The 25,892-nt window shown below is 63.8% G+C and carries 26 protein-coding genes, 1 pseudogene and 1 riboswitch; of the genes and pseudogenes, 20 read left to right on the top strand and 7 right to left on the bottom strand.

Translation table 11 applies throughout. From position 1 onward, the window contains the following. Positions 1 to 149: 149 nt before the first annotated feature. A complete protein-coding gene (locus JT360_RS20560; protein ID WP_214473575.1) occupies positions 150 to 386 on the bottom strand; it encodes a hypothetical protein in 237 nt (78 codons plus the stop codon). A gap of 208 nt (positions 387 to 594) precedes the next feature. Between JT360_RS20560 and JT360_RS20555 the strand changes: the two genes are divergently transcribed. Together JT360_RS20555 and JT360_RS20550 are read left to right on the top strand one after the other, a co-directional pair. Continuing rightward, entirely contained in the window at positions 595 to 2,364 is a 1,770-nt protein-coding gene (locus JT360_RS20555; protein WP_214473574.1) for an acyl-CoA dehydrogenase family protein, read from the top strand. Positions 2,365 to 2,428: 64 nt separating this feature from the next. Beyond that, positions 2,429 to 3,178, top strand: coding sequence for a crotonase/enoyl-CoA hydratase family protein (locus tag JT360_RS20550; protein ID WP_214473573.1), 750 nt, complete (start codon positions 2,429 to 2,431; stop codon positions 3,176 to 3,178). Between the two features lie 72 nt (positions 3,179 to 3,250). Here JT360_RS20550 and JT360_RS20545 read toward each other — a convergent pair whose 3' ends face one another. Continuing rightward, a complete protein-coding gene (locus tag JT360_RS20545) occupies positions 3,251 to 3,883 on the bottom strand; it encodes a LysE family translocator (protein ID WP_214473572.1) in 633 nt (210 codons plus the stop codon). 36 nt (positions 3,884 to 3,919) lie between these two features. Continuing rightward, the gene (pdxH, locus tag JT360_RS20540; protein WP_214473571.1) at positions 3,920 to 4,537 is read right to left on the bottom strand and encodes a pyridoxamine 5'-phosphate oxidase; all 618 of its coding nucleotides are present in this window, start codon (positions 4,535 to 4,537) and stop codon (positions 3,920 to 3,922) included. Between the two features lie 40 nt (positions 4,538 to 4,577). Here pdxH and JT360_RS20535 point away from each other — a divergent pair, with 40 nt between their 5' ends. From JT360_RS20535 to JT360_RS20520, 4 genes are all read left to right on the top strand, one after another. Next, on the top strand, positions 4,578 to 5,039 hold the full coding sequence (locus tag JT360_RS20535) for an RT0821/Lpp0805 family surface protein (RefSeq protein WP_214473570.1): 462 nt from the start codon (positions 4,578 to 4,580) through the stop codon (positions 5,037 to 5,039). A gap of 100 nt (positions 5,040 to 5,139) precedes the next feature. Next, on the top strand, positions 5,140 to 6,072 hold the full coding sequence (locus tag JT360_RS20530; protein ID WP_214473569.1) for a DnaJ C-terminal domain-containing protein: 933 nt from the start codon (positions 5,140 to 5,142) through the stop codon (positions 6,070 to 6,072). A gap of 106 nt (positions 6,073 to 6,178) precedes the next feature. Then, positions 6,179 to 6,997, top strand: coding sequence for an enoyl-ACP reductase FabI (gene fabI, locus JT360_RS20525; RefSeq protein ID WP_214473568.1), 819 nt, complete (start codon positions 6,179 to 6,181; stop codon positions 6,995 to 6,997). A 51-nt stretch (positions 6,998 to 7,048) separates the two neighbouring features. Next, positions 7,049 to 7,636 (top strand): histidine phosphatase family protein, encoded by a 588-nt coding sequence (locus JT360_RS20520; protein WP_214473567.1) that lies wholly within the window; start codon positions 7,049 to 7,051, stop codon positions 7,634 to 7,636. A 24-nt stretch (positions 7,637 to 7,660) separates the two neighbouring features. Here the strand turns inward: JT360_RS20520 and JT360_RS20515 are convergent, their stop codons facing one another. Continuing rightward, entirely contained in the window at positions 7,661 to 7,921 is a 261-nt protein-coding gene (locus JT360_RS20515; RefSeq protein WP_214473566.1) for a DUF1344 domain-containing protein, read from the bottom strand. Between the two features lie 184 nt (positions 7,922 to 8,105). Between JT360_RS20515 and aroC the strand changes: the two genes are divergently transcribed. The 3 genes from aroC to JT360_RS20500 all read left to right on the top strand — a co-directional run bounded on the left by aroC (position 8,106) and on the right by JT360_RS20500 (position 10,994). Further along, positions 8,106 to 9,215 (top strand): chorismate synthase, encoded by a 1,110-nt coding sequence (gene aroC / locus JT360_RS20510; protein ID WP_214473565.1) that lies wholly within the window; start codon positions 8,106 to 8,108, stop codon positions 9,213 to 9,215. A gap of 100 nt (positions 9,216 to 9,315) precedes the next feature. Next, on the top strand, positions 9,316 to 10,416 hold the full coding sequence (gene ribB / locus JT360_RS20505) for a 3,4-dihydroxy-2-butanone-4-phosphate synthase (protein ID WP_214473564.1): 1,101 nt from the start codon (positions 9,316 to 9,318) through the stop codon (positions 10,414 to 10,416). A 35-nt stretch (positions 10,417 to 10,451) separates the two neighbouring features. After that, positions 10,452 to 10,994, top strand: a complete 543-nt coding sequence (locus JT360_RS20500) for a GNAT family N-acetyltransferase (protein WP_214473563.1) — start codon at positions 10,452 to 10,454, stop codon at positions 10,992 to 10,994. A 43-nt stretch (positions 10,995 to 11,037) separates the two neighbouring features. Here the strand turns inward: JT360_RS20500 and JT360_RS20495 are convergent, their stop codons facing one another. Next, positions 11,038 to 12,261 carry an MFS transporter gene (locus tag JT360_RS20495; RefSeq protein ID WP_214473562.1) on the bottom strand — a complete coding sequence of 408 codons (1,224 nt, stop codon included), beginning with the start codon at positions 12,259 to 12,261 and terminating at the stop codon, positions 11,038 to 11,040. Between the two features lie 116 nt (positions 12,262 to 12,377). On the opposite strand from JT360_RS20495, the gene JT360_RS20490 reads away from it, so the two are divergent. Together JT360_RS20490 and JT360_RS20485 are read left to right on the top strand one after the other, a co-directional pair. Then, positions 12,378 to 12,986 carry a TetR/AcrR family transcriptional regulator gene (locus JT360_RS20490; RefSeq protein WP_214473561.1) on the top strand — a complete coding sequence of 203 codons (609 nt, stop codon included), beginning with the start codon at positions 12,378 to 12,380 and terminating at the stop codon, positions 12,984 to 12,986. 91 nt (positions 12,987 to 13,077) lie between these two features. Continuing rightward, a complete protein-coding gene (locus tag JT360_RS20485) occupies positions 13,078 to 14,061 on the top strand; it encodes a hypothetical protein (protein WP_250888941.1) in 984 nt (327 codons plus the stop codon). A gap of 116 nt (positions 14,062 to 14,177) precedes the next feature. Here JT360_RS20485 and bluB read toward each other — a convergent pair. Next, positions 14,178 to 14,795, bottom strand: a pseudogene (gene bluB, locus JT360_RS33635) (5,6-dimethylbenzimidazole synthase); the annotation flags it as partial. Positions 14,796 to 14,855: 60 nt separating this feature from the next. Next, a riboswitch (cobalamin riboswitch) is annotated at positions 14,856 to 15,035 on the bottom strand. A gap of 119 nt (positions 15,036 to 15,154) precedes the next feature. On the opposite strand from bluB, the gene JT360_RS20475 reads away from it, so the two are divergent. The 6 genes from JT360_RS20475 (at position 15,155) to JT360_RS20450 (ending at position 20,178) form a co-directional block, all read left to right on the top strand. Next, positions 15,155 to 16,081 (top strand): histone deacetylase family protein, encoded by a 927-nt coding sequence (locus JT360_RS20475; protein ID WP_214473559.1) that lies wholly within the window; start codon positions 15,155 to 15,157, stop codon positions 16,079 to 16,081. Positions 16,082 to 16,084: 3 nt separating this feature from the next. After that, positions 16,085 to 16,336, top strand: a complete 252-nt coding sequence (locus JT360_RS20470) for an exodeoxyribonuclease VII small subunit (RefSeq protein ID WP_013896673.1) — start codon at positions 16,085 to 16,087, stop codon at positions 16,334 to 16,336. Between the two features lie 96 nt (positions 16,337 to 16,432). Then, on the top strand, positions 16,433 to 16,699 hold the full coding sequence (locus tag JT360_RS20465; protein WP_010914875.1) for a DUF2277 domain-containing protein: 267 nt from the start codon (positions 16,433 to 16,435) through the stop codon (positions 16,697 to 16,699). A 36-nt stretch (positions 16,700 to 16,735) separates the two neighbouring features. Continuing rightward, entirely contained in the window at positions 16,736 to 17,656 is a 921-nt protein-coding gene (locus JT360_RS20460; protein ID WP_214473558.1) for a pirin family protein, read from the top strand. Between the two features lie 166 nt (positions 17,657 to 17,822). Further along, positions 17,823 to 19,736, top strand: coding sequence for a 1-deoxy-D-xylulose-5-phosphate synthase (dxs, locus tag JT360_RS20455; protein WP_214473557.1), 1,914 nt, complete (start codon positions 17,823 to 17,825; stop codon positions 19,734 to 19,736). Between the two features lie 148 nt (positions 19,737 to 19,884). Beyond that, positions 19,885 to 20,178 (top strand): hypothetical protein, encoded by a 294-nt coding sequence (locus tag JT360_RS20450; RefSeq protein ID WP_214473556.1) that lies wholly within the window; start codon positions 19,885 to 19,887, stop codon positions 20,176 to 20,178. On the opposite strand, the gene JT360_RS20445 is transcribed toward JT360_RS20450, so the two are convergent. Next, positions 20,175 to 20,576: a GFA family protein gene (locus tag JT360_RS20445; protein WP_214473555.1), complete on the bottom strand. Its 402-nt coding sequence runs from the start codon at positions 20,574 to 20,576 to the stop codon at positions 20,175 to 20,177. The two genes, JT360_RS20450 and JT360_RS20445, sit on opposite strands and share 4 nt — an antisense overlap. Before the next feature lie 164 nt (positions 20,577 to 20,740). Here JT360_RS20445 and JT360_RS20440 point away from each other — a divergent pair, with 164 nt between their 5' ends. The 3 genes from JT360_RS20440 to JT360_RS20430 all read left to right on the top strand — a co-directional run bounded on the left by JT360_RS20440 (position 20,741) and on the right by JT360_RS20430 (position 25,679). After that, entirely contained in the window at positions 20,741 to 21,505 is a 765-nt protein-coding gene (locus tag JT360_RS20440) for a TlyA family RNA methyltransferase (RefSeq protein WP_214473554.1), read from the top strand. Beyond that, positions 21,502 to 22,737: a class I SAM-dependent RNA methyltransferase gene (locus JT360_RS20435; RefSeq protein ID WP_214473553.1), complete on the top strand. Its 1,236-nt coding sequence runs from the start codon at positions 21,502 to 21,504 to the stop codon at positions 22,735 to 22,737. Before JT360_RS20440 ends, JT360_RS20435 begins: the two co-directional genes overlap by 4 nt. A gap of 164 nt (positions 22,738 to 22,901) precedes the next feature. Then, a complete protein-coding gene (locus JT360_RS20430; RefSeq protein WP_250888940.1) occupies positions 22,902 to 25,679 on the top strand; it encodes a caspase family protein in 2,778 nt (925 codons plus the stop codon). The last annotated feature ends 213 nt before the right edge of the window (positions 25,680 to 25,892 follow it).

The following is a 25,892-nucleotide window of genomic DNA, read 5'->3' as shown; positions in this document are numbered from 1 at the left end:
TACGCCGGCTCTTCTTTGCGACGTTGACGATCGGCGAAACCATCGACGACAGCGCCCCTCGCCCCGTTTACGGGGAGAGGATGCCGGCAGGCAGGTGAGGGGCAGCGCAAACGCCTGGAAGGGGAATTCGAACTGGCCTACCGGCGAAGTTAGCGCCGGCCAAGCGGCTGAAATTCAAACGGATCCCGTGCCGGCTCTTGCTGCAGCGTGCCTTCGGCGGCGCGTTTGCGGTGATGGGCGAGCGAGCATCGCGGCGAGCACAATATGCCGCGATCCGACCAGTAGGCGGCGCCGTTTTCCAATTCCCCATGATGGTACGAGAACCCTGCTGCCCGGTAAGGCAGGCCGCATTCGATGCAACGATAGGCGTCAGGTCTGGCGAGCATGAGTTGGTTTCAGTCGGCTGGTTTGGTCTTGCGCCGGTCGACGTGACCAGCGTCAGTCGAATTTAATACAGGCCGGCGCGATCGCAAAATCCACGTGACAAAATTTGACGTTTACGTAAAAAGAAGGCGGAAGATCGCTAAAAGGCGGATGGTTTTGCGGCTCCGCCAGCCATAGGGTCGGTAGGCGGAAGCTGAGGAGGAAAGCGACATGTACCGGGCACCGGTCGAGGATATTGCCTTTACGCTGAAGCACGTGGCCGGTATGAAATCCGCCCTCGATGCCGGCACGTTCGGCGATCTCGGCGAGGATCTGGTCGATGCCGTTCTTGGCGAAGCCGGCCGTTTCGCCACCGAGGAGGTGGCACCACTCTACAAGGTCGGCGACGAGCAAGGTGCGGTGTTGGAAGACGCCGTCGTTACCACGCCGCCGGGCTGGAAGGAACTCTATCGCCGCTGGATCGATGGCGGCTGGAACGCGCTGTCTGGGCCTGAAGCGTATGGCGGCCAGGCGTTGCCGACCATGCTTGGTGTCGCAGCACTCGAAATGTGGAATTCAGCCGCCATGGCCTTCGGCATCGGCCCGACGCTCACCATGGGCGCGGTCGAAGCGCTCGACAAACACGCTTCCGAAGCCCTCAAGGCGAAATATCTGGAAAAGCTCGTCTCCGGCGAGTGGATGGGCACGATGAACCTGACCGAGCCGCAGGCCGGATCGGACCTCGCTGCCTTGCGCACCCGCGCCGAACCTGCTGGCGACGGCACCTACCGCATCTTCGGCCAGAAGATATTCATCACCTATGGCGAGCACGACTTCACCGACAACATCATCCATCTGGTGCTGGCGCGGCTGCCCGATGCGCCCGCCGGCACGCGCGGCATCTCGCTGTTCCTGGTGCCGAAATTCCTGGTTGGCGACGATGGTTCGCTCGGCGCGCGCAACGACGTCTTCTGTTCCGGCCTCGAGCACAAGCTAGGCATCCACGCCTCGCCGACCTGCACCATGATCTATGGCGATGGTTTCCAGGGCGCCAGGCCGGGCGCCGTCGGCTGGCTGATCGGCGAGGAAAACAAGGGCCTCGCCTGCATGTTCACCATGATGAACAATGCCCGCCTGGCCGTCGGCATGCAGGGTGTGGCGGTCGCGGAAGCCGCCACCCAGAAGGCGATCGCCTACGCCAATGAGCGCCGCCAGGGCAAGGCAGCGGATTACGCTGGCGCCGGCATGGCTCCGATCGTCCATCACCCCGACGTGCAGCGCAATCTCCTGACCATGAAGGCGCTGGCGCAGATTGCTCGCGCCATCAGCTATTCCTGCGCGCATGCCATCGACATGGCGCGCGCCTCTGATGCTGACGAGACGGCGTATTGGCGCGACCGCGCCAATCTGCTGACACCGCTGGCCAAGGCGTTTTCGACCGACGTCGGCGTCGAAGTCGCCTCGCTCGGCCTGCAGGTGCATGGCGGCATGGGTTTTATCGAGGAGACAGGCGCGGCAGCGTTCTATCGCGATGCGCGCATCGCACCGATCTATGAGGGCACCAATGGCATCCAGGCGATCGACCTGGTGACCCGCAAGCTGCCGCTCGGCGGCGGCGAGCATGTGCATGGCTATATCGGCGAACTGGCTGCGATCGCCAGCGCTGTACGTACTTCGAACCTGCAGGGTTTCGGCCGCACCGCCGATGCTCTCGACGCGGCACTTGGCGATCTGACGCAAGCGACGCGTTTCCTGCAAAAATTGTCGGCCGAAGGCAGGACGGAGGAGGCGCTGGCGGGGGCCACACCCTATCTCAGGCTGATCTCGCTGGTCGCCGGCGGCGCCTATCTGGCGCGGGGTGCTCTTGCCGATCAGGGCCGCATCCCCCTTTGCCGCTTCTTCGCCGAAAACCTGCTCGGCGAGGTCGTTGCCTTGAAGGAACGCGTCATCCAAGGCGCAGAAAGCCTTGCCACTGCCGGCAAGACACTGATCTCAGCCTGACGTTCACAAGGCAACGTTCACAAGGCCCACCGTTCACAGGGCCCAACGTTCACAGGGAAAGACCGTGACAGACCATATCCTCGTCGAGCGCCAGGGCTCCATCCAGATCGTCCGCATGAACCGCCCGGAGAAGAAGAACGCGCTGACGCGCGCCATGTATGCCAAGATGTCGCAAACCTTGGCCGAGGGTGACGCCGATCCGGCAGTCCGCGTCCATGTCTTCCTCGGCGTGCCCGGCGCCTTCTCCTCCGGCAACGACCTTGCCGATTTCATGGTTGTCGCCACCGGTGGCGATGGCGGCACCGAAGTCTGGGATTTCCTGATGGCGCTGGCCAGGGTCGAAAAGCCCATGGTCTCCGGCGTCGACGGCATCGCGGTCGGCATCGGCACCACGCTCAACCTGCATTGCGACCTGACTTTCGCCACGCCGCGCACCGTGTTCAGGACGCCCTTCGTCGATCTCGGCCTGGTGCCCGAAGCGGGATCGAGCCTTTTGGCGCCGCGCGTGCTGGGGCAGCAGGGCGCTTTCGCACTGCTCGGTCTCGGCGAGGGTTTCTCGGCCGACCGCGCGAAGGCGGCCGGCCTGATCTACGACGTGGTCGAGGAAGGAGCGCTGGAGGCGTCGGTCCTGGCGGCGGCCGGCCAGATCGCCGCCAAGCCACCGCAGGCGCTGAAGATCGCGCGCGACCTGATGCGCGGCTCGCGGCAAGACCTCATCGCCCGCATCGGCGAGGAAAGCGAGCATTTCCGCGAGCGGCTGAAATCAGACGAGGCGCGCGCCGCGCTCACCGCATTCATGACCAGGAAGAAGTAGCTCGGCTTCCCACTTAGCACGGCGGGGTGAAACGGCGATTTGTTCCGTGTAGCTCCGTCGCGACCAGTCGGCCTAGCGGTGCTCGGTTGCGATGCGGATGCCCAAGCCGATCAGCACAATTCCGGTCACGGCTTCTATGGTGCGGCGGATAGACGGGCGGCGCAGGAAGTCTCCTGCTTTGGCGACCAGCGTTGCGTAGAGCGCCAGCCAGGTCAAGGTCATGACGGCGAAGACCACTCCGAGACCGAGCAGCGCCGAAAAACTTTCCCCTCCGGGCGGCACGAATTGCGGCAACAGGCTGGCGAAAAACACGGCCATCTTCGGATTGCCGAGATCGCTGATCAGTCCCTGTCGATAGGCGGTTGCCGCTATCAGCCGCCGCGCTGGCTTTGCGAGCCCCGCCGCTACCCGTGGATGCGACCGCCGCAGCGCTTCCTGCAGCGCCCTGAAGCCGAGATAGACCAGATAGGCGGCACCCGCATATTTGACGGCAAGGAACAGCGGCTCCGAGGCGACCAGCAGGGCGACGATGCCGGCACTGGTCGCCAGTGCCCAGATCGTCTGGCCGCTGGAGATGCCGAGCGCGGTGAAGACGCCGGCCGTGCGCCCGCCAAGCAGCGTGTTGCGGATGGTGATAGCGGTGTCTGGACCAGGCGTGGCAATCACCATGAACGAGACGCCGAGAAAGGCAAGGAACAGGCTCATGGGTCACCCTTTCAGCCGAGGTAGTTCTTTGGGAACCTACGGATAAAGCCGCGTCTTGTTCCAGCCGCCCTTAGGGTCGCGAGTAAAGACGAGGCGATCGTGCAGCCGGAATGGCCTGTCGTGCCAGAACTCGATCGTCTTCGGCACGATGCGAAAGCCCGACCAATATTTTGGCCGCGGGATATCACCGATTGGATAGCGTGCCGTGTACTCGGCGACCGCCTTCTCCAGCGCAAAGCGGCTTTCCAGTGGCCGCGACTGTTTGGAGGCCCAGGCGCCGATGCGGCTGCCGCGCGGCCGCGTTGCATAATAGGCGTCGGCTTCGGCCTCGCTGACGATCTCCACCGGGCCGCGAATGCGGACCTGGCGACGCAACGATTTCCAGTGGAAGCACATCGCCGCCTTCATGTTGCCCAAAATCTCCTGGCCCTTGGCGCTCTCGAAATTCGTGTAGAACACAAAGCCGCTTTCATCGAACCCCTTGAGCAGCACCATCCGCACATCTGGCATGCCTTCGGCATCGACGGTCGCCAGTGCCACGCCATTGGCGTCATTGATTTCGCTCTTGGTGGCGTCATCAAGCCATGCGGCAAAGAGGCGAAACGGTTCGGCCGCCTCGGTAAAGTCACTGCTTGTTAACTCTGTGTCACTCATAGTTTTTCTCAAATTGTCATGGAGCAGGGGGAGTTGCCGATTGTCGCGTATCGCGCAAGCTTTTGACAGCAGGCAATGGAGCGTTATCGCTTCGGCCAGCGCGAAAGCGGCGATCGTGGCGGCCGCCTTGCCGCTTGCCGCCTGCGGCGCGGGTGGTTTCAGCCTGGAAAAGGCCGAGGTCGACCGCTCGATCCTGACCAGCAGCACGTCTGCTTCTGCAGCCCCGGTCGATTCGGATCGAAACTCCGACCAGACGACGATCGGCAATGCGGTGTCCTCCGCCGATATCGAACAACTCGGCGGGCAGGCCGTGCCATGGGCAAATGCCGGCACGGGTTCGCGCGGCTCGATCACCGAACTGGCGGAATTGAAGGACAGGGGGCAGACATGCCGCCGCTTCAAGGCTTCGCGCGAAAGCTTTGACGGCGTTGCGATGTTCGAGGGCGAACTGTGCCTCGCCAACGCCGGCGGGTGGCGCATGCAGGGCTTCAAGGCGCTCTGATTTTCAGCCCTTGATATGGCGCTCCGCTACTGGAATTTCTTCCTATGCGAGCGCATATAGGAGGCAAGTATGGACTCAACTCATTTCCAGGGCAGGAAGCATGCGCGACCCCTATGAGGTGCTGGGCGTTGCAAAGAACGCATCGGCCAAGGACATAAAATCGGCATACCGGAAGCTCGCCAAGAAACATCATCCGGACCAGAACCCGAATGACCCCAAGGCGAAGGACCGTTTTGCCGCGGCCAATCAGGCCTATGAGATCGTCGGCGACGAGAAGAACCGTGCCGCTTTCGATCGCGGCGAGATCGACGCCGACGGCAAGCCGCGCTTCCAGGGCTTTGAGGGCGCGGCCGGTGGCGGCGATCCCTTTGCCGGGTTTCGCCGCCAGCAGCAGGGGGCGGGCGGCTCGCGATTCGAATTCCGGTCCGGGCGCCCCGGTGGCGATCCGTTCGACGGCAACAGCGATATTTTCAGCCAGATTTTTGGCGACGCCTTTTCGGGCGCGCGCGGTGCCGGCATGGGCGATCGCCGCCAGCCCGCGACCGCTGCCGATCTGAACGTCACGCTCGACATCACCATCGAGGAAGCGGCGAACGCCGAAAAGGTTACGGCGATGTTCCCGGATGGCCGCAAGGTGGCGGTGAAGCTGCCGGCCTATGTCGAGGACGGCCAGACCATCCGGCTGAAGGGGCAGGGCGAGCAGGGGCCGGGTCAGCCCGGCGACGCCTTGGTCAAGATCCATATCCGCCGGCATCCGCGCTACCGAATCGAGGGCCGCGACCTGCATGCCGATTTGCCGGTGTCGCTGGCGGATGCGGTGCTGGGTGCCAAGGTGCCGGTCGAAACACCGACCGGCAGGCTCGCGGTCAACGTTCCCGCCTGGTCGAGTTCGGACAAGGTGCTGCGGCTCAAGGGCAGGGGCCTGTCGGAAAAAGCCGGCGGCCATGGCGATCTCTATGCCCATGTGCGCATCATGCTGCCGGAAGGCGGCGACAGCGCGCTCGAAACGCTGTTGCGCGGCCAAAAAGGCTGATCGACCGCTTTTGTCCCCCGAACTGTCCGGTTTGAGCGCTTGAAGGGGCTTTGTGCCTGTGCGATAGGCACTCAACAAAGCAGAATATCTTGCGGAGAGCACGCACATGGCGGGTGGACAGGGCCTGATGGCCGGCAAGCGCGGCCTGATTCTTGGCGTCGCGAACAACAGGTCGATCGCCTACGGCATCGCCAAGGCGTGCGTCGACCACGGCGCCGAGATCGCGCTGACCTATCAGGGCGAGGCGTTCAAGAAGCGCGTCGAGCCGCTGGCGGCGGAACTGGGCGCCTATGTCGCTGGCCATTGCGATGTAACCGATCCGGCGAGCCTCGACGAGGTTTTCGCCAACGTCGCCAGGCATTGGGGCAAGCTCGACTTCCTCGTCCATGCCATCGCCTTTTCCGACAAGGACGAATTGACCGGCCGCTATGTCGAGACGACGCGCGACAACTTCCTGCGCACCATGGACATTTCGGTTTATTCCTTCACCACCATCGCCAAGCGGGCCGAGGCGCTGATGACCGATGGCGGGTCGCTGCTGACGCTGACCTACTATGGTGCCGAAAAGGTGATGCCGCACTACAACGTCATGGGCGTGGCCAAGGCCGCGCTCGAAGCCAGCGTGCGTTACCTCGCCGTCGATCTCGGCGCCAAGAAGATCCGCGTCAACGCCATCTCCGCCGGCCCGATCAAGACGCTGGCCGCCTCTGGCATCGGCGACTTCCGCTACATCCTGAAGTGGAACGAATACAATTCGCCGCTGAAGCAGACGGTCACGCAGGAAGAGGTCGGTGATTCCGGCGTCTATTTCCTGTCCGACCTGTCGCGTGGCGTCACCGGCGAGGTGCATCATGTCGATTCCGGCTATCATGTGGTCGGCATGAAGGCGGTCGACGCGCCTGATATTTCGACGGTCAAGGACTAATCCCTCAGCCTATCCCTCGCCCAGGCCCAGGCCCGACCTCCGGGAGACCTGATGTACCCGCTGGTTTATCTCGTGCGTCACGGCCAGACCGCGTGGAACGCCGAGTTCCGGCTTCAGGGGCAGGCCGACACCGATCTCAATGTCCTCGGCCGCGAGCAGGCGACCGGAAATGGGCATCGGCTGGCCGAACTCGTCGGCGATCCCCAGCATTTCGATTTCGTCGCCAGCCCGATGAGGCGGACGCGCGAAACCATGGAGCGGATCCGCGCCGCCATGAAACTCGATCCGCTTGCCTATCGAACCGATGCCCGCCTCGTTGAAGTCAATTTCGGTGATTGGCAGGGGTTCACCTTTGCCGAGCTCGAAACGCGGTATCCCGGTGCGAGCAGGACGCGCGCTTTGGACAAATGGAACTTTCAGCCACCCGGCGAAGGTGCCGAGAGCTATCAGATGTTGCTCGAACGGGTGAAGCCCTGGTTCGACGCGCTCGAACACAGCACGATCTGCGTGACGCATGGCGGCGTCATGCGAACCTTGTTTCGCTTCGTGCTCGATATGGCCGAGGACGAGGCCGCAAACCTCGAAATCCCGCATGATCGCTTGCTCAAACTCGAAGGCAGCGGGCTGGAGTGGCTTTAGGCCGCGTGATGGCGCACCAATTCCCTAGTTCGTGTCGCTGTCCGGCAACTGCATATCGGTGACGACGTTCTCGCCATTGTTCACGTCATAGGCGATGACGATGTCCATGCCCGGCTTCAGCGCGTCGAGATCGGTCTCGGCGTTCAGCTTGTAGGATTTGCCGTCGTCAAGCGTCAGGGTCAGCGCGTCCTTGTCGACCTTCTTGATCAGGCCTTCGGTCTGGCCGGCGAAAGCGGCGGTGGAAAGCAACAGTGTGGCGGCAACAGCGCCAATCAGGGTACGCATCATCGTCCTCTTTGGTCATTGCGCCGGCACTTGTGGCGGCGGATCCTCAACGGCGGATGGAAGAAAGCAGAAACCAGCCGAATGTGTCAAAACTTAAACGGCCGGGATGACAGTTTGACCACCGCAAAAAACGCCAATAGAAGCAGGCTTCAGCCGGCTCCGATGCCGGGCAGGGCACTTTTCCATGTCTCACAATACGTTCGGGCATCTTTTCCGCGTCACCACCTGGGGTGAAAGCCATGGCGCCGCACTGGGCTGCGTGGTCGATGGCTGTCCGCCCGGCATCCGCTTCACGCGTGACGAAATCCAGGCCGAACTCGACAAGCGCCGGCCGGGCCAGTCGCGCTTCGTCACACAACGCCGCGAGCCGGACGAGGTCAAAGTGCTGTCGGGCTTCGTCCTCGACGAGGACGGCGAGACGATGATCACCACCGGCACGCCGGTCTCGATGCTGATCGAGAATGTCGACCAGCGTTCGAAGGACTATGGCGAGATCGCCCGCCAGTACCGGCCGGGCCATGCCGATTACACCTATGACGTCAAATACGGCATACGCGACTATCGCGGCGGTGGCCGCTCCTCGGCCCGCGAAACCGCGGCTAGGGTCGCCGCCGGCGCACTCGCCCGCAAGGTGGTGCCGGGCATGGTGGTGCGCGGCGCGCTGGTGTCGATGGGCGAAAAGTCGATCGACCGCGCCAACTGGAACTGGAACTTCATCGGTAACGCCGAGAACCCGTTCTTCACGCCCGATCCCGCTTCCGTTCCCATCTTTACGAGTTATCTCGACGGCATCCGCAAGGCCGGTTCCTCGGTCGGCGCGGTGATCGAGATCGTTGCCGACGGCGTTCCGCCGGGGCTCGGCGCGCCGATATACGCCAAGCTCGACCAGGATATCGCCTCCGGCCTGATGTCGATCAACGCGGTCAAGGGTGTCGAGATCGGCAATGGCTTCGAGGCCGCCCGCATCACCGGCGAGCAAAATGCCGACGAGATGCGCATGGGCAATGATGGCAAACCGGTGTTCCTGTCCAACAATGCCGGCGGCATCCTCGGCGGCATCTCGACCGGCCAGGCGATCGTCGCCCGCTTCGCCGTCAAGCCGACCTCGTCGATCCTGACGCCGCGAAAGTCGATCGACAAGGACGGCCACGACGTCGAGGTGATGACCAAGGGCCGGCACGACCCCTGCGTCGGCATCCGCGCCGTGCCGATCGGCGAGGCGATGGTTGCCTGCGCGATCGCCGATCATTATCTGCGCCATCGAGGACAGACGGGGAAGGGAGTAGGGCAGTAGGGCAGTATCTATGTCGGCTGCAGAAGCCGCCAATTTTTTGCTTTTCCCTACTGCCTTACTGCCCTATTCCCCTACTGCCCTGCGAGCGAAGCGAGTGCCCATGCCTTACGACCAGAAGAAGATCGTTGAAGCCCTGCGTGCTTTCGAACGCGGCGAGATCGTCGTCGTCATGGACGATGACGGGCGCGAGAACGAGGGCGACCTGATCGTCGCCGCCGTCCATTGCACGCCGGAGAAGATGGCCTTCATCGTGCGCAACACCTCCGGCATCGTCTGCACGCCGATGCCGCGCGAGGAAGCCAAGCGGTTGAACCTTTCGCCGATGGTGGCCGACAATGATTCGGCCCACACCACCGCTTTCACCGTCAGCGTCGATTTCAAGCATGGCACGACGACAGGCATCTCGGCCGACGACCGCACGCTGACCGTGCGCAACCTCGCCAACGGCAATGTCGGCGCCTCCGATTTCGTCCGCCCCGGCCATATCTTTCCGCTGATCGCGCGCGAAGGCGGCGTGCTGATGCGTTCGGGCCATACCGAAGCGGCGGTCGATTTGTGCAAGCTCGCCGGCCTGCCGCCGATCGGCGTCATTTCCGAACTGGTCAATGACGACGGCACCGTCAAGCGCGGCCCGCAGGTCGCGGCGTTTGCAGAGGAGCACAAGCTCAAGCAGGTTTCGGTCGCCGATCTCATCGCCTACCGGCAACGCAAGGAATCGCTGGTCGAACGCGTCGCCTGTTCCGAAATCGACACGCTCGGCGGCAAGGCGCAGGTCTTCACCTACACGCTGCCCTGGGATTCCATGCACCACGTCGCCGTCGTCTTCGGCGATATCCGCGATGGGGAAGAGGTGCCCGTGCGCCTGCATTCCGAGGATGTGGTGACCGACGTCTTCGGCACCAGCCACCAGCTCGACGTTATCATGAAGGCGATGGGCGAGCGCAAGCGCGGCGTTATCGTCTATCTGCGCGAAGGCTCGGTCGGCGTCGCGCACCAGGAGCGCAAGCGCCCGGCGAGCGGCGAGCGCGAGGACCATGAGGAGGCCCGACGCCGCGAGAATGAATGGCGCGAAATCGGCCTCGGCGCACAGATCCTGAAGGACCTCGGCATTTCCTCGATCAATTTGATCGCCTCACGTGAGCGCCACTATGTCGGCCTCGAAGGTTTTGGCATCCACATCGCCAAGACCGAGATTCTCTGAAGGGTCAGCCGATCCCCTTGCCGGGAGATGACGGCATGAACGCGTCATTGCCTTTGAGTCAGCGCAGTGGACGGCTTTTGCTGCGCCGGCCAGCAAAGGCTGATCTGGATTTCCTGGTCGATCTCTTCTCGCGCCGGGAAGTTGTCGCTCATCGCCCAGATCCTGTTCCGGACACACCTCAGCAGAGTGCTACAAGACTTGCCCGCGACATCGGCCATTGGGACAAGCATGGTTTTGGCCCCTGGGCGGTCGAGGCGGATGGAAAGCTGGTCGGCTTCGGCGGCGTCACTGTATCGGCGGATTTCGACGGCTTGAACCTATCCTACCATCTTCATCCTGAGAGCTGGGGACACGGTTATGCCACAGAACTGGTTACGGAGGCGCTGCATGCCGCATTCGGTCCTCTGCACGCCGACCGGGTCATTGGCCTCGCCCGTGCCGCAAATCCCGCATCGCGGCGGGTGCTGGAGAAATGCGGCTTCGCCTTCGAACAAGAGGTGATGTTGCACGGCGCGCCAACAATGCTCTTTGTCGTGACCCGAGATCGAAGGGCCGATAAGTCAAGCCTGTCCGCGTAGAGAGCAGCGCGCCCCGCCCGAGCGGGACCGGGCGCGCTGCATACTATTCCGCGGGTACGGCGACTGCTTCGCACCCCTCCAGGTCGCATTCATGGACGGCCAGGCTGCGCTGGCCGAGCAGCACCGTGACCAGCGCAATGGCGCCTGATGCCACCGAAACCCAGAACCCGTTCTGGGCGCCGAACGCGTCCACCACCGCGCCGGCGGCAAAGGACCCCAGTGCCATGCCGATGCCGATCCCAGTGGTCACCCAGGTGATGCCCTCGGTCAGCATCGCTTCGGGCACATGCCGTTCGATCAGGCCGAACGCCGTGATGAAGGTCGGCGAGATCGCGACGCCGCTGATGAAGACGGTCAGCGCCAGAAGCGGCACGCTGTTGGCGGTGAGCGGCAGCAGTGTGCTGACCGCGATGATGGCGACCGCGGTTGCCAACTGGCGTTGCAATGGTGCCTTCAGGTTGAGCGCGCCGACAATGATGCCGAGCACGAACGAACCCAGCGCATAGACGCCGATGACCAGGCTCGCGGCACCCGGCTGCCCGAGCTCCTTGGTAATGGCTACTGTGCTTACTTCCGTCGTCGCGAAGGTCGCGCCGATGAAAATCAGGGCGAAGGTGATGATCCGCACCGGCCGCAGGCGGATCGCCGAGCCGCTCGAGCCATGGTCCACTGGCCGCACTTGCGGCTCGGTCGATCGCTGCAGGACGAACGCCGTCGACCCCAAGGCGAGGAACAAGGTGCTCACGAGCATGCCCGCTTCGGGGAACAGGGCAGCACTCAGTCCCACCGACAGCGATGCGCCGGCGATGTAGACCAGCTCATCCGCCGCCGACTCGAAGGCGAACGCGGTGTTCATCTCCGGCCGGCCGCGAAAAATCTCGGTCCAGCGCGCGCGCACCATTGCCGGCATGCTCGGCATTGCGGCGGCCAGCAGCGCGGAGATGAACAGCGTCCAAACCGGCCAATCCTGATTGGCCGCTGCAATCAGCACAAGGAATGCGAACACGGAGACGATTGTGGTCGGCACGACAACCCGCGTCTGGCCAAGGCGATCCACCAGCCTTGATATTTGCGGCGCCAGGAAAGCGTTGGCCAGTGCGAATGTCGCCGAGACGGCACCCGCCAGCCAGTACTCGCCGCGTGTCTGCGACAGCATCGCGACGATGCCGATCGGCGCCATGGCGATCGGCAAGCGTGCTATGAAGCCCGCGGCTGCAAAGCTCTTGGCTCCAGGGGCGCGAAAGATTTCCGAATAGGGGTTTTGCATGGGATTCCTCGACAAAGGACAATTCGACAATTACATACGACGCGTATGCTTTAGATAGATCATACGCCGCGTATGTCAATTGGCATACGACGCGTATGTGAATAGGGCCAGACGGAATGCACAAACCCCGCAAGGAGATGATCGCTGAGACGCGCGCCAAGCTGATCGCCGCGGCCCGCCAGGCCTTCGGCACGACAGGTTACGCCGAGGCGTCGATGGATGATTTCACGGCGTCCGCCGGACTGACGCGCGGCGCGCTCTACCATCACTTCGGTGACAAAAAGGGGCTGCTGCAGGCGGTCATCGCCGAAATCGATGCGGAGATGGCGGCCAGGGTGCATGCGATCGCATCGAGAGCGCCGACCCGCTGGCAGCATTTCGTCGACGAGTGCACGACCTATATCGAGATGGCGCTGGAGCCGGAAATCCAGCGCATCATGTTTCGGGATGGCCCGGCCGTCCTGGGAGATCCGGCACAATGGCCGAATGCCAATGCGTGCGTCGGTTCAATGACGGATCACCTGACTGGGCTGCAGGAGGAGGGAGTGGTCGTTCCCGGCGTCGACCCCGAGACCGCCGCGCGGCTGATCAACGGCGCCAGCAGCCAGGCGGCGCAGCGTATCGCCAATTCGAGCGACCCCGAAGCGACGTCGAAGAAGGTGGTGGCGGCGTTCAAGCAACTGCTCGAAGGCCTGATCGAGAAGCCGGGTCCGCGGCCGAACTGAAATTCCCTCGGCTTCGGCGACACCGCCCACGATTGACAATCTGCGGGTTGAGCGCATCCTTCCCAGCCATCTCTGATGGGGGATTCGGGGCATGTGGGATTTCGATATCGGCAGGTCGGTGTCCATGATGGTGCGGACCTGGCCTTTCATTGTCTTTCGTATGATCGTCTATTTCGGCATCACGCTGGCCTACATCATGGCGACCGGCACCGGTGCCTCGGTCGGCTATGGCGTTGGCCATATCTCCGCTGATCCTGACGGGCCGTTGTCGTTTGCCCTGTGGGGTGGCGTGGTCGGCTTCGGGATCGTCTCGATCGCCGTCTACTGGATCCGCGAATACATCCTCTACGTCGTCAAGGCCGGCCACATCGCCGTCATGGTCCATTTGATCGACGGCCAGGATGTTCCCGACGGCCAGAACCAGATCGCCTACGCCAGGCAGGTCGTGACGGAGCGTTTCGCCGAGGCCAACATCCTTTTCGTCGTCGACCAGCTGGTCAAGGGCGCCATCCGCGCCATCACCGGCCTGCTCGGCGGCATCGCCGCTTTCCTGCCCATTCCCGGCCTGAGCGGCGTGGTCTCCTTCATCAACACGGTGATCCGCCTGTCGCTGACCTATGTCGACGAGATCATCCTCGGCTACAACATCCGCATCAATTCGTCCTCGCCCTTCGAGACCGCGCGGCAAGGCGTCGTGCTCTATGCCCAGAACGGCAAGACCATGGTCAAGAACGCCGTCTGGCTGGCGGTGATCATGTGGGGCGTCTCTTTCGTCATCTTCCTGCTGATGCTGGCCCCGGCCGGCGCCATTCTTTACCTGATGCCCGGACAGCTGGCCGGCTGGGCCTTCGTGCTTGCCATCGTCTTAGCCTGGGCCTTCAAGGCGGCCTTCATCGAGCCCTTCGCCATCGCCTGCCTGATGCAGGTTTATTTCAAGACTATCGCCGGCCAGGTGCCCGATCCGGCCTGGGACGCCCGGCTGGCCGAGGCATCGTCGAAATTCAGGGAACTCAAGGACAAGGCGCTCTCCTCCTTCGGCGGCTCGCGCTGGGACACGGCCGGCGCGACACGCTGATCGGCGGGGCTCGCCGGCTCAACAGCGTCGCTGTTGAGGTGCGCCACCGCCGATTTGAGCCGCGCCTCGCCTTGTCCGCAAAACGTCTCGCTCATGATCAGTTCGGGCAGCGGCAGACGCCGGCCCCAGCCATGTGTTTCAAGATCCGGCTTGGGCGCAAACTCCGAGACACGGCCGACGCAGAGATAGGCGATCGGCATCACATGATCGGGAATGGCCAGCAGGCGTTTCAACGCTTGCGTCTCGATGATACTTACCCAGCCGACACCGACACCTTCGGCGCGCGCGGCCAGCCAGAAATTCTGCACCGCGCAGACCGTGCTGTAGAGATCCATCTCCGGATTGTGCCAGCGTCCCAGCGGCGACCCCTTTGAGCGCTGGCGGTCGCAGGTGATGCAGATGTTGAGCGCGCTTTCGCAGATGCCCTCCAGCTTGAGCTTGCGGTAGAGCGCCTGCCGCTCTTCCTCAATGGCCGGCAATTCCTGCTCGCGTGCGGCCAGGAACAGGTCGCGCACCTCCGCCCGTCGTGCGGCATCGCGAATGACGATGAAATTCCATGGCTGCATGAAGCCGACCGAGGGTGCGTGATGGGCGGCAAGCAGCAGCCGTGCCAGCACCTCGTCGTCGAGCGCGTCGGGCAGGAAATGGCTGCGCACATCGCGCCGCGTGAACAGCGCGCGATACACCGCGTCGCGCGCTGTCTGGCTAAATGCGTCAGCAATGGAATCGGTCATATTTTCCGGCATCGCTTGTCCCCTTGCGATTGCAATTGAGGTCACCCGCCTGACCATGCGGATGACGATGCCTGCCAGGCCGGTCTTCTGGCTCGGGATCAACCCGCGTCCGGTGCCTTCCCGTCATTGACAGTGGCATTTACCGGCGCGGTCCCCCTCACAGCGTTGGGCACGCCACGGAATTCAACCGTGTTCCCGATTCTCCCGTTTGCGGCGGGCACCAGGCAGCGGGGAACCTTACGCCGAAGCCCTGGCGGCGCCAATCCCGGCAGCGACGCGAATGGACGCAGGCGCGATTTTCCCCAGCCATCAGGCCGCAATGCATGGCCATCGCCGCGCTGGGGCACTAGATAGGGGGCATGGCCACTCGTCTCTACACGCATCCGATCTTCCTTGAGCACATCACGCCACCTGGCCACCCAGAGCGGCCGGACCGCTTGCGAGCCATCGAACGCGTGCTCGACGACGAGGCCTTCGCCGCGCTTGATCGCGTCAAGGCGCCGGAAGGTGACGAGGCCACCATCCTCTACGCGCATCCCGCCGACTTCGTCGCCCGTGTGCGTGCCGCGATCCCTGACGAAGGCATTGCCCGCATCGACGCCGACACCACCGCCAGCCCGAAGAGCTGGCAGGCGGCAATCACCGCGATCGGCGCCGCCAACGCCGCCGTCGACGACATCTTCGCGGGCCGCGCTGACAATGTCTTCGTCGCCGCCCGCCCGCCCGGCCACCATGCCGAAAAAACCACCGCCATGGGCTTCTGCCTCTTCAACACCGCTGCGATCGCGGCGCGCTATGCGCAGAAGAAGCATGGCGTCGAGCGGGTTGCCGTCGTCGACTGGGACGTGCATCACGGCAACGGCACGCAGGACATTTTCTGGGACGATCCCTCGGTGCTCTATTGTTCCACGCATCAGATGCCGCTCTACCCCGGCACCGGCGCGAAGGATGAGATCGGCGCCGGCAACATCGTCAACGCGCCTTTGGCGCCGCAGACCGGCAGCGAGGTGTTTCGCGATGCCTTCCTGTCGCGCGTGCTGCCGGCGCTCGACAATTTCGCGCCGGACCTGATCATCATTTCGGCCGGATTCGACGCGCACCACCGCGACCCGCTGGCCGAGATCAATCTCACCGAGGACGATTTCGACTGGGCGACCGGCCAGTTGATGCAGCGCGCGGCGCGCCACAGCGGCAACCGGCTCGTCAGCCTGCTCGAGGGCGGTTACGATCTGCAGGGACTGGCATTTTCGGTCGCCGCCCATGTCGGGCGACTGATGAAAGGATGAATGATGGCTGGTGAAACCAACGAAGACGTCAAGGCGATGAGCTTCGAACAGGCACTCGACGCGCTGGAGAAGATCGTCGATGATCTGGAGCGTGGCGACGTGCCGCTCGACCAGTCGATCAAGATCTATGAGCGTGGCGAGGCGTTGAAGGTGCATTGCGACCGGCTGCTGAAGGCGGCCGAGGACAAGGTCGAGAAGATCAGGCTGTCGCGCGACGGCAAGCCGGTCGGAACGGAGCCGCTCGACGCGGATTGAGCGAGCCGTCTTACCGGTTTTTGGCCACGATCATGATTGAGGATAAAGCTCGTCTCGACTGAAAGCGGCTCCAGGACAAGAGGAGATACGGAAGCGATGTGCAGAAACATCAAGACCCTGTTCAATTTTGATCCACCGGCAACCAATGATGAAGTGCGCGACGCGGCACTCCAGTTCGTCCGCAAGCTGAGCGGAACGACGCGGCCGTCAAAACAGAACCAGCATGCGTTCGATCATGCGGTCGAGGCTATCGCCGCATCGGCGCGCGAACTTCTCGATTCCCTCGAAACCAACCAACATCCGCGCAATCGCGAAGAGGTGGCGGCCAAACTGCGGGCAAAGGCGGCGATCCGCTTTGCCTGATGAGCCAGCAGCCCTGGGCGCTGACAAGGAGATCTCGTGAGCTTTTTCCCGGGGAAAGACCCTGAAGCCGGCGATGCCTTTGCCAGCGACCAGATCGAACTGATGGTCATCCCGAATGCCAAGGATATTGGCGGTTTCGAGGTGCGCCGTGCCTTGCCGACCGCCAAGAGGCGGCTGGTCGGGCCGTTCATCTTCTTCGACCGCATGGGCCCGGCGATCCTGCGCGCCGGCCAGGCGCTCGATGTCCGCCCGCACCCCCATATCGGCCTGTCGACCGTGACCTATCTGTTCGATGGCAAGATCCGGCATCGTGACTCCCTCGGCACCGAAATGGTGATCCAGCCGGGCGATGTGAACCTGATGACCGCCGGCCGCGGCATCGTGCACTCCGAGCGCACGCCGGAGGAATTGCGCGGCGCGCCGATGTCGATCTCCGGCCTGCAGACATGGCTGGCGCTGCCGGATGACAAGGAAGAGGTTGCGCCGGTGTTCGAGAACACCGCTGTCTTGCGGCTTCCCGAGATCGATGCCGAAGGCGTCAGCGGCCGCGTTGTCATCGGCGATTTTCAGGGACTGCGCTCCCCGGTGAGGACCGACTCCGAGACACTCTACGCCGATCTCAGGCTTGCGCCGGGCGCCAGCGTGAAGATCCCGGCCGATGCGGAAGAGCGCGCCATCTATACGCTGGAAGGTGAGGTCTCGATTTCGGGCGACGTGTTTCCGGCCGAGCGCCTGCTGGTGTTCCGGCCCGGCGACGAGATCATCGTGTCGTCGCAAACCGGGGCGCATTTCATGCTGTTCGGCGGCGCCTCGCTCGGCTCGAAGCGCTACATCTGGTGGAATTTCGTCTCCTCGTCCAAGGAGCGCATCGAACAGGCCAAGCAGGAATGGAAGACGGGCCGCTTCGATATCGTTCCTGGAGATGAGGAAGAGTTCATTCCGTTGCCGGAAGGCTAGAGCATGATCCCGATAAGTGGAGCCGGTTTTCTCGGACAAACGGTTTCCGTTTGTCCAGAGATCATGCCCAGACAAACAGACAGGGTTCCAATCCGCGTCACCGCCACGCATTTACTTTCGCCGGCCGGCGGCCTATCCCGCCGTTGAATAGAAAGCCCGAGCACCCGTGAACGCAACACCGCAGACGCCGCTTCTCGACAAGGTCCGCATTCCGGCCGATCTGCGCGCGCTTGCCGAGAGCGAATTGCCGCAGCTGGCACACGAGCTTCGCACCGAACTGGTCGACGCGGTGTCCCACACCGGCGGCCATCTGGGTGCCGGTCTCGGCGTGGTCGAGCTGACGGTGGCGCTGCATTATGTCTTCAACACGCCGGACGACCGGCTGATCTGGGATGTCGGCCACCAAGCCTATCCGCACAAGATCCTGACCGGCCGCCGCGACCGCATCCGCACGCTGCGCCAGGAAGGCGGCCTGTCCGGCTTCACCCGCCGCGCCGAGAGCGAATACGATCCCTTCGGCGCCGCCCATTCCTCGACGTCGATATCGGCGGGCCTCGGCATGGCCGCCGCGCGCGACCTCTCCGGCGGCCGCAACAATGTCATCGCCGTCATCGGCGATGGTGCCATGTCGGCCGGCATGGCCTATGAGGCGATGAACAATGCCGGCGCGCTCAATGCGCGGCTGATCGTCATCCTCAACGACAACGACATGTCGATCGCGCCGCCGACCGGCGCCATGAGCGCCTACCTGGCGCGCCTCGCCTCGGGCAAGGCCTACGCCGGCCTGCGCGATTTCGGCAAGAAACTGACCTCTTATCTCGGCAAGCGCGCCGATCGTGCGATCACAAGGGCGGTCGAGCACGCACGCGGCTATGTCACCGGCGGCACGCTGTTCGAGGAGCTCGGCTTCTACCACATCGGCCCGATCGACGGTCACAATCTGGAGCATCTGATCCCGGTCCTGAAAAATGTCCGCGACAATGGCGAGGGCCCGGTGCTGATCCATGTCGTCACCCAGAAGGGTAAGGGCTACGCGCCGGCGGAAGCCGCCGCCGACAAATATCACGGCGTCAACAAGTTCGACGTCATCACCGGCGCGCAGGCCAAGGCGCCGGCCAACGCGCCCGCCTATACCAAGGTGTTCGCACAGAGCCTGATCCAGGAGGCCCGCGAGGACGACCGCATCGTCGCCGTTACCGCCGCCATGCCGGGCGGCACCGGGCTTGACCTGTTCGGCGAAGTGTTCCCGGCCAGGACCTTCGATGTCGGCATTGCCGAGCAGCATGCGGTGACCTTCGCCGCTGGCCTGGCGACAGAAGGCTACAAGCCGTTCGCGGCGATCTATTCGACCTTCCTGCAGCGCGCTTACGACCAGGTCGTCCACGACGTCGCGATCCAGAAACTGCCGGTGCGTTTTCCCATAGACCGCGCCGGCTTCGTTGGCGCCGATGGCGCCACCCATTGCGGAGCTTTCGACACCACCTTCCTCGCAAGCCTGCCGGGTTTTGTCGTGATGGCGGCGGCCGATGAAGCGGAACTGCGCCACATGGTGCGCACCGCGGCAAGCTATGATGACGGCCCGATCGCCTTCCGCTATCCGCGCGGCAATGGCGTCGGCGTCGACATGCCGGAGCGCGGATCGGTTCTCGAACTTGGCAAGGGCCGCATCGTCAGGGAAGGAAGCAAGGTGGCGCTGCTGTCCTTCGGCACACGGCTACAGGATTGCCTGATCGCCGCCGAGGAACTCGGCGCGGCCGGGCTTTCCACCACCGTTGCCGATGCCCGTTTTGCCAAGCCGCTCGACGAGGATATGATCCGGCGGCTGGCCCGCTCGCACGAAGTTCTGGTGACGGTGGAGGAGGGCGCCATTGGCGGCTTCGCCAGCCACGTGCTGCAGTTCCTTGCCCATGAAGGACTGCTGGAAAGCGGCCTGAAGGTGCGCCCGCTGATGCTGCCTGACGCCTTCACCGACCATGCCAAGCCGGAAAAGATGTATGCCGATGCCGGTCTCGATGCCGCTGGCATCGTGCGCACCGTTTTCACGGCGCTCGGTCACACCGCGCAAGCCCAGCGCGCCTGATTCGACACCTCAAGCGCTTGAATCAGTTTGCTGGCTTGATTTTGTAAGGCATTGTTAACACTGCCGTTTGGCGTTTTGCTTACCGTGTCCCTTGGCCGTTTTTCAACGGCGCCCTGCTAGATCTGTGTCAGGCAGGGAGATCATTGGAATGAAAACGCTTCTATGCGCCGTGGCCCTCGGGGCAATCATAATTGCGCCGGCCATCGCCGAGACGCGCTACGACCGCAATCTCGAAAAGGCGGCTATGGGCATCGTCGCGGGCAAGATGGGCGATATCCGCGGCGGCTTTTCCTACAGGCAGGTGCCGCAATTGGTGGTCGTGCCGAATCCTCCACCTGCGCCCCCGGTTGCGGTTGAGCATCCACGTGAGCAAGCGTCAGGGGGACGCGACGACGGCCTTTCTCCAGCCGTCGAGCGCCAGATGCCCCGCACCATATTCTAGAACCACATGTCGCGTACGCAGCGGCCGTCGCGCGGCAGGTCCTCAAAAGTGTCGAGGCCATCGAAATGGTCGATCGGCAAGTCGGCGACGGCCTCGGGCGGCGCCAGCCGCACATTGACGGCGATGCGTGCCCGCCCGGAGGCATCGGCGCGCAATCCGCGCCAGGCCAGCACGCAGGCGCAGGTCGGACAGAACAGGATTTCGAGCGACGGCATGTCCTTTCCGGCGCGCGTATAGCTGCCCACCGGTCCCGCGACGCGGATACGTTCGTCGACGAAGTCATAAGCCCAGAGCGTGCCATAGCGGCGGCAAAGCGTGCAGTTGCAGGCCGTGATCGGCCCGGGATCGCCTTCCAGGGTCCAGTGGGTTGCGCCACAGTGGCAGGTTCCCGTCAGCATTCGTTCTCCCCCCGGGATGTTTCGACGATAGCTCTCCTCGACCACCATTTTGCCGGACCTGATGCGATGCAGGCAAGCCACCATCCGGCGCGATGCGTTCGCCGCACTTTCCTTGTCCCGCCCAATGTCCTTGCCTTCGCTGCCGGCTTTCGCCATGAAGGCCGATGAATTCGCCTCTGCCAGCCAGCACCCGCCAGCGGCTCGATGACCTGCTCGTCCAGCGCGGGCTGTTTGCCAGCCGCTCGCGTGCCCGCGACGCGGTCGAGCGCGGCACGGTGACGGTGGACGGCGTCATTGCCCGCAAGCCCGGTCAGAACGTTTCGCCGCAATGCCTTGTTGCCATCGATGATCCGGCACAAGGCTATGTGTCGCGCGCGGCGCTGAAGTTGCTCGGCGGGCTCGACCATTTCGGCCTCGATCCGGCCGGTCGCGATGCGCTCGACATCGGCGCCTCGACCGGCGGCTTCACCCAGGTGCTGCTCGAACGCGGCGCATCCCATGTCACGGCGATCGATGTCGGTCACGGACAGATGCATCCCAATATCGGCAACGACGCGCGTGTGACCGTTATCGAAGGTCTCAACGCCCGCGATCTTACTATCGCCGATCTTGCGGGCCGAAACCCGGATTTCATCGTTTCCGATGTCAGCTTCATCTCGCTGAAGCTGGCGCTGCCGCCGGCACTCGCCATTGCAAAACCCGGTGCCGGCGCGATCTTGCTGGTCAAGCCGCAATTCGAGGCGGGTCGCGAGGCAATCGGCAAGGGCGGCCTGTTGAAAGATCCCTTCGATGCTGCCCGTGTCGCCGGCCTGCTGCAGGATTGGCTCGACGCCGTTCCAGGCTGGCGCTCGCTCGGCCTGCATCTGTCGCCGATCGAAGGCGGCGACGGCAACCGCGAATTCCTGCTCGGTGGGGTCAAGGATCGATGAGCGCGCGCTTCACCATCAAAAAGCTTGGCGCCCAGGGTGACGGCATTGCCGAGACCGAAAGCGGCGATCTGTTCATTCCCTTCACGCTGCCTGGTGAAACCGTCTTGGCCGCGCGCGAAAGGGATCGTGCAGAGCTGATGGCGGTGCTGGAGGCCTCGCCGCTGCGCATCGATCCCGCCTGCCGCCATTTCACCGAATGCGGCGGTTGCGCCCTCCAGCATTTCCAGGCCGAAGCCTATCGCCAGTGGAAACGCTACAAGGTGGTGCACGCCCTAAAGGGCATCGATTGCGAGATTGGCGAACTGGTCGCCTGCGCGCCGCATACGCGCCGTCGTGTCGTGCTTGCCGCCCGGCGCACCGAGACGGGAATGCTGCTCGGCTTCAATCGCCATCTGTCGCCGGAAATCATTTCCATATCCGAATGCCCGATCTCGCTGCCCGAGATCGTAGCAGCGCTCGACCGGTTGAGGGCGCTCGCGGACTTGATATGCGCCACCACGAAATCGTTCCGGATGGCGGTCACCGTGACCGGTTCCGGCCTCGACGTCGCGGCCCATGAGTCCGGCAAGCTCGGCGAACACCAGCGCCGCATCGCCTCCAATTTTGTCATGGCGCAGGGCTTTGCCAGGCTGTCCATCGATGACGAGATCATCATCGAACCGAGGAAGCCTGTGGTCATGTTCGGCAGTGTCGCTGTCGCCGTGCCGCCCGGCGCCTTCCTGCAGGCGACCGAGGCAGCCGAACAGACCATGGCCGAGATCGTCGGCACCCATCTGAAGCGTGCCAAGAAGGTCGCCGATCTTTTCGCCGGTTGCGGCAGTTTTTCTTTGCGGTTGGCCGCGAAGTCGGAAGTGCACGCGGTGGAAGGCGATGCGGCCGCCCTTTCGGCGCTCGACCGGGGATCACGCTTCGCGACCGGCCTGAAGCGGGTGACGGGCGAACGCCGTGACCTGTTCCGCAGGCCGCTGACGTTCAAGGAGTTGAACGCCTTCGACGGCCTCGTCTTCGACCCGCCGCGTGCGGGCGCCGAGGACCAGTCGAAGCAGATCGCCCGCTCGGATGTTCCGTTCGTTGCCGCGGTGTCCTGCAACCCCGTGACGCTGGCGCGCGACCTGCGCATCCTCATCGACGGCGGTTACACCTTGAAAAGCGTGACGCCGATCGACCAGTTCCTGTGGTCGCCCCATGTCGAGGCCGTCGCCTTGCTGGAGAAACTGAGGCGTCGCCGGTAGTCCAATGCCGCTGGCTCGCGGAAATTTGTGAAGCCTCTGTTCTTTCGACGAAATTGCGCCCCAAAGCCGCCGTGTTGCGTCTCTTTATTTTTGCCCGGTTCGGGAAACATTGCGACCCCTCCGGCGTTGTTGGGCTGAAGGGACGAGGGAGATTGCGGATTGCAATGCGGATTCAGAAATTCCTTGGTCTCGTCGCCGTTCTCATCTTTTTCGCGGTCAGCGCCGCAACCGGGGCGCTGGCGCAAGGCGAAAAGCGTCTGGCCTTCGTCATCGGCAATGGCGCCTACAAGACCGGAGAGCTCGCGACGGCCGCCAATGACGCCGGCCTGATCGCGCAGACATTGCAGGCCGCTGGGTTCGACGTGGTCGGCGCGCGTGATGTGGATCAAGACTCGCTGCGCGGCGCGTTCCGCGATTTCATGGGCAAGGTGTCCGCTGCCGGTCCCGACGCCGTCGTTTTCGTCTATCTCGCAGGCCATGGCGTGCAGTTCGAGGGCGAGAACTACTTCCTGCCGGTCGATGCTCAGATCGCCAATCCAAACGATGTCCCGCTTCAGGCGCTGCGGATTTCCGATATCACCAGGCCGCTGTCCGGGTTGCCGACCAAGGTCAATATCGTGGTGCTCGATGCGGCGCGGCCAAATCCCTTCCAGAAGTGGAAGGAGCCGCTGGCCGGTGGCCTTGCATTGGTAGATCCCGATCCGAACATGCTGATCGCCTTCAACGCTGCTCCGGGAACCGTCGCGCCGGAGGGCAAAGGCCCCTACGGAGCCTACGCCAAGGCGCTCGCCGAGATGATGCGCGAAGGCGGCCTGTCGCTGCAGGACGTGTTCGACCGCACGCGCCTGCGTGTCAGCGAGGTCACGCAAGGCGGGGAACTGCCATGGAGCGCTTCGAAGATCACGGCGCCTTTCGTTTTCTTCGAACGCAGCGCGGATGCTCCTCCGCCCAAGGTTTCGGCAGCGGAGACCCGGGCGGCGCGAACCAGGCCGATCCGCGATTTCGACGCGCATGACGCCTATGTTGCCGCTCTCGAGCGCGACACGATGCGCGGCTACGAGGATTTCCTCGACGCCTACCCACACGATGCGATGGCCAAGCGCGTGCGCGCCATCATCGCGGCCCGGCGCGAGGCAATCACCTGGCGCGAGACCTGGATGACAGACACGCCGGAAGCCTACTGGTCCTATCTGGAGCGCTATCCGCACGGTCCGCACGCCTGGGACGCGCGCCGCCGGCTGGAGCATTTCGACGCCGAGCTGGAGCCGCCGGAGAGCTTCACCGTCATCGTCTACGACGTGCCGCCGCCGCCGCCCGAGGAAATTATCTATGTCGAGCGGCCGGTAATCTTTTTCGACGATTTCGATTTCTCGCCGCCGCCTCCGATCACGGTGATCTTCCTGCCGCCACCACCGCGGGATTTCGTCGTACTTGAGCCGCCGCCGCCGCCAGTCGATGTCTTCGTCCTGCCGACGCCGGTGTTCGTGCCGATACCCGTGTTCATCAACCCGCCGCGCCACATCGTGCCGCCGCCGAACGACATCATCTTCAACAACATCCACAACACAACCGTCATCAACAACATCAACACGACGATCAAAAACGAGACCATCAATCAGGCCGCGCAGTCAGGCGCCGGTATTCAGGGTGGCCGCACCACGGGCCGGCAGACGACCGGAGGCGCCGTTGGTGCCCGCGCGGATGCGCTGGCGGCCAGGGTCGCGCTGCCGCCGCCGCTGCAGAAGAAGGCGGCCATGTCCCGTCAGTTCACTAATCAGCAACAGGGCGACAAGAAACAGGGCGGCTTGCCGCCGAAGCCTGGCCAGCGCGTCATCCAGGGCCAGCAGCCCGGCACTGCTATTCCGCAGTCGGAGACCCGGTCCGCGACCGGCGAGCTGTCGCGCGATCACGCCCTGCCTGGTGCGAACGGCAAGAGGCTGCCGCTCGCCAATGGCAAGCCGGCGCTCGACGGTCGGAACTTGCCTAGCGACCAGAACTTGCCTAGCGACAAGTCAAGGAAGCGTTTGAGCGAGCGGGGCGCGGCGGGTGGCAACAACCAGCAGGCCACCGGAAACGCCGGCGCCGCCGTTACCGGACAGGGCAACGAGCAGGCCGGGGCCGGCAATGCCCAGGGCAGGAATCGCAAGCTGCCGACCGTCAATGGCATGCCGGCCGAGAACCAGCCGAGCGCGCGGGAGAAGTTCCGGAAGAACAATCCGAACGCCTTCTCCGATGAGAGCAGCGGCAGGCCGAAGAAGCTGACGCGCAAGGATCTGTCCGCCGGCCGGTCCGTTTTCGAATCGGGTGATCAGGGCTCGACCGCAACCAAAAAGGGCAGGAAATTCCGCAAGCTGCCGACCGTCAACGGCATGCCGGCCGAGAACCGGCCGGGCGTTGAGGAGCGGTTCAGGAACAGCAATCCGGACGTGTTCTCCGAGGGGAACAAGGGCAGGCCGAGGAAGCTGATGCGCAGGGATTTGTCTTCCGGGCAGTCCATCGTCGAACCGGGCGGTCAAGGTTCGGCCAACAGGAGCGACAGGGGCAGGAAGTTCCGCAGGCTGCAGAACGAAGAAGGTTCCGCCGGCGGCGAGGTCAACGTCCAGCGCAACTTCAAGGTCAACAGGCCGGACGAGAACGCGCAGCGCCGGTTCAGGCAGGAAAGGCCGAGCGAGCAGGTGCTGCGGCCGCAAAGACAAGAGCCGAGGCCGGAATTCCGAGCGCAGCCGAGACCTCAGATGCAGGAGCGGCGGCCGGACGAGAATGCGCAGCGCCAGTTCAGGCAGGAAAGGCCGAGCGAGCAGGCGCTGCGGCCGCAAAGACTGGAGCGGAGGCCGGAAGCGCAGCCGAGACCGCAGATGCAGGAGCGGCGACTGCCACAGCCGCAGGAGTTCAAGAAGAAGCCGCCTTGCGGGCAAGAGGGCGAGCCGTCCTGCAACCAGTAGGCTGGTCGCAGCGGGAGCAATTCCAAGAAAGGCGCACAGTTCGGCCGCTCAGTCTGAGAGCCTTGGCGACACGTCAGGTTTTCGGCGTGCCGCCGCGCTGGTTGATCGACATCCAGATGTTCGGGTTCTGCTGCGCCGGTCGCGTTCCAGGGCCGGATTTCATCGGCCAGGTTGTCCAGGAAGAGATCGCCCCTGTCGGTCTTCACGGATAGG

Source organism: Mesorhizobium sp. dw_380 (assembly GCF_018588885.1).
Classification (GTDB): Bacteria; Pseudomonadota; Alphaproteobacteria; order Rhizobiales; family Rhizobiaceae; genus Mesorhizobium.
Note: the sequence above shows the minus strand (reverse complement) of the source record. Positions and strands in the feature narration are given on the sequence as shown.